The sequence below is a fragment of the Streptomyces sp. NPDC054841 genome, from assembly GCF_053611045.1.
The window spans coordinates 1-3,749 of sequence record NZ_JBSGZO010000664.1; the positions used below are offsets into that span (position 1 = coordinate 1).

2 protein-coding genes are annotated in these 3,749 nt (G+C 70.2%); one reads left to right on the plus strand and one right to left on the minus strand.

Annotation, left to right across the window (positions count from 1 at the left end; all coding sequences use genetic code 11):
• Window positions 1–198: 198 nt before the first annotated feature.
• Window positions 199–972: a MerR family transcriptional regulator gene (locus ACWGI8_RS41340; RefSeq protein WP_453668604.1), complete on the plus strand. Its 774-nt coding sequence runs from the start codon at window positions 199–201 to the stop codon at window positions 970–972.
• Between the two features lie 325 nt (window positions 973–1,297).
• Here the strand turns inward: ACWGI8_RS41340 and ACWGI8_RS41345 are convergent.
• The coding region (locus ACWGI8_RS41345; RefSeq protein WP_453668603.1) for a thioester reductase domain-containing protein at window positions 1,298–3,749 on the minus strand (2,452 nt) is incomplete at its 5' end.

Consider the following 3,749-nt stretch of genomic DNA (forward strand, 5'->3'; position numbering starts at 1 on the left):
AGATAGTGCAGCCCGGCCCGGGTGTGGAACATCGCGGCGGGCACGGGGGTGTGCAACCGCGCCGCCGCTTCCTCGTACGCGCCCCGGCCGGTCGCTCCGCGATCAGGACGCCGGTTCCGGCTTGCGGCTTCCGTTGCGTCAACTCCTACCGTCTTCTGTGTGGCCGGAGAGACCGGCCCGGCGATGGGAGGCAGGGCAATGGCCTGGTCGATCGCGGATGTGGCCCGGATGTCCGGGGTGACGTCCCGGACACTGCGGCATTACGACGAGATCGGCCTGCTGCCGCCGGCATGGATCGGGAGCAACGGGCACCGCCACTACGAGGAGGCCGATCTGCTGCGGCTGCAGCAGATCCTGCTGATGCGGGAGCTGGACGTGGGGCTGCGCGAGATCCGGGCGGTCCTGGACAGCCAGGCCGATCAGGTGGCCGTGCTCCGCGAGCACCACCAACGGCTGCTGGCGGAACGGGACCGGCTGGAGACGCTCGCCCGCACGGTCGGCCGCACCATCGCCGAACTGGAGGAAGGCAAGGACAACAACGACATGGCAAAGATCAACAGGCCGGAGAACCTGTTCGAGGGCTTCGAGCCCTCCCGCTCCGGGACCAAGGCCGAGGCCGAGGTACGGGAGCGGTGGCCGGAGGCGTGGGAGCAGTCCCGGCAGGCCGTCGACAAGATGACCGCCGAGGACACGGAGCGGTGGCAGCGTGAGGCGACGGCGCAGATGATCCGCATCGCGGAGTTCATGGTGGCCGGCACACCGGTGGCCGATCCTGCGGTGCAGGCCGAGGTGGACGCCCACTACCAGGGCGTGTGCCGGTTCTGGACCCCGAACGCGGCCGCGTACAAGGGACTGGCCCAGACCTACGCCGACGACCCGGAGTTCCGTGCGAACTTCGACAAGATCGCTGACGGGCTGGCCGACTACCAGCGCGACGCGATGGTCGTCTACGCCGATGCCCGGCTGAGCTGACCGACGGCTCACACAGCCGGGGTGCTGCAGACCCCCGGCGGTGCAAGCAACTCTCTCCGCGCTCGGAGCACCCGGCCCACCGGACCACCGGCGTCAGTTGCACATCCAGGCACTTCTAGGGCGTGTTGCGAAAGTCCCGCCTGGCCCGCGACGCTTGGCACGCACTCCCCCGTAGCCCTTCGGGCACGGGAGGTGCCCCCACGCTGCGTTGTCGGACTCATCCAAGTACGTCCAGTACGAGGATGATTCTCCGCCTTGCGATCGCACGCACCAGACGCCGCGGGCCCCGCCCTCCGGGCGGACGGCGCTACTCTCGCAACACGCCCTAGTAGGAAAGCCCCGGGCAGTACACCCCCGACTCCGGTGTCGTGTAGCCGCCGCGGGCGATCAGCGTTTCCAGCCGCACCAGGGACAGCCCCCGGGTACGGACGGCCCACCGCAGGGTCTCCGGCAACAGGCGTCCCGGTATGCGCAGTCGGGGAGCGGGGCCATGGGGATCGTTCCGGCGCATCAGCTCGCCCGCGCCCGCGTACAGCGCACGGGCCGCGGACTCCGACACGGCCGTCAGATGGCCGAGGTCGGACAGGCCGGTGGTGTAGCCGGCCACTTCGCCGCTCTCCCGGTCCACGACGACGTACGGGGCGGACCAGGCGAAGGCCCGCTTGGCGGCCATGCGGATCTCGCCGTCCCGGGCATGGCCGTTGACCGTCAGGTACAGCTGCCGGCACACGTCCACATCGGCCTCGGTCATCGGGCGGACCTCGAAGCCCGCCATGTTGCCCGGTGTCGGCGGGGCGTATCCGCTGACGACGGAGAGCTGTTCGCGCGGCACGAAGCCGAGCGAGGAGTACAGCCGGTACGCACCGAGGTTGTTGGTCACCTGCACGGCCCGCACGGACTCCCGGTCGTGCCGCTCGCCCGCCGTGATCACCGCGTCCATCAGCAGCCGGCCCGCTCCTGCGCCCTGTGCGGCGGGATCCACGCTCAGCGGGCCGAAGGCCGCCACGGACTCGCCCAGGACCAGGAAGTTGGAGCCCACGACGGTGCCGTCGCCGTCGACCGCCACGTAGCTGAGGCAGCCGGGAGAGGCGAGCCGTTCCCGGAACATGTCGGTCACGACGTCCGCGTCCGGCCACTCCGGCGGCAGGTTCAGTGACGCGTTCAGCGAGTTGAAGGCGTCGAAGCAGATCGCGGCCATACGGGCCAGGTCGTCCGGTGTCGCCTCCCGTACGGTCAGGCCCCCGCCGCGTGGGGCGTCCCCCGGGGCGTCGGGGTGCGGGAAGTAGCCGACGCGGACGAAGAAGTCGACGTACTTCTCGAAGAGTTCACGAGTCATCGGCGGGCAGTCGATGCCCGTTTTGGCCAGCAGTTCCCGCGTCTCGGTGGTGTCGACGGTCAGATAGTGGTTGCGGCCGCTGTGGATGGTCGACTCGAAGGCGTCGATCATGGGCACCATCGCGTTGTCCCGGTCGGACCTGATGCGCTCGACCCAGGAGTCCCAGGCCAGTTCGTCGAGGCGGTAGCCGAGTGACCGCAGGGAGTCCGTCATCTCCGCGAACGGCAGATGGGTCCGGTTCGCGATGTGATGGTTGCGGCCGGACGCGGCCTCGTCGCGGGACAGCGTGAGGATCGCCGCGCTGACGTGGTCGACCGGCACCAGATGGAAGATGCCGGCGGGGTCGGCCGGTACGGCGCCGGCCTGCACGATGCCCTTCATGCTGAGCCAGACGAAGTCGTGGGTCTGGCAGAAGCCGCGCTCGGAATCGCCCGAGATCTCGTCGACCCGGTAGACGGACACCGGCAGGCCCCGGTCCCTGGCGAGCGTGATGATCTGCTCCGCGACCAGCTTCGTCTGCCGATAGCCCGACGACAGTGCCTCGGCCGGACCGGGCGGGTCGGTCACCTTCAGGGCCACGCCCGGCACGGCCTCCGCGGCGAACACACCGGTGGACGACACATGGTGGACGGGCACGGTCCGGTGCCGGGCGGCCAGTCGCAGTATCTCCTCGGTGCCGGAGACGTTCGCGGCCCTGAGCGCCGAGTACGGATACAGACCGTTGACCGTCGCGGCCGCGTGGTAGACGGCGTCGACGCGGCGGGCCAGGGCGTCGAACCGTTCGGGGGCCAGCCCCAGCAGGGGCTCGGCGAGATCGCCGACGACCACGGACAGCCGTCCGCTGTCGATGGCGTCCCAGAACTCGTACCACTCCAGATTGTTCCTCAGCCGCGCGAGCGCCTCGGCCTCGTCGGCGCCGCGCACCAGGCAGTGCACGGTGGCCCGCGTCGTACGCAGCAGATCGCGCAGCAGAAAGGCGCCGAGGAAACCCGTCGCGCCGGTGAGGAACACCTCCCGGGGATCGTCCGCGACCCGTACCACTTCGCCGGCGGGCACGATGTCGTCGGCCAGGGCCACTTCTGCGGCGAAGTCCACCGCGTCGTCGGCGGTGCCCACGGCGCTCGCCTCGCTGAGGACCTTCGTCAGCACATGGTCGGCCAGCACCGCCAGGGTCGGGTACTCGAAGACGAGCGTGGCCCGCAGGCTGACACCGCTGAAATCGCTGATCTGGTTGCGCATCTCCACGGCCGCCAGCGAATCGACACCCATGTCGGAGAACGGAGTGTCGGGGTCGATGTCGTCCGCGTCCGAGTGACCGAGGACGGTGGCCACCCGGGCGGCGACCCGCTCCATCATGAACAGGAGCTGCTTCTCGCCGTCCAGACCGGACAGCCGGGCCGCCAGGGCGGCTGCGACTGCCGGCTGCTGCCCGGGCAGGAGG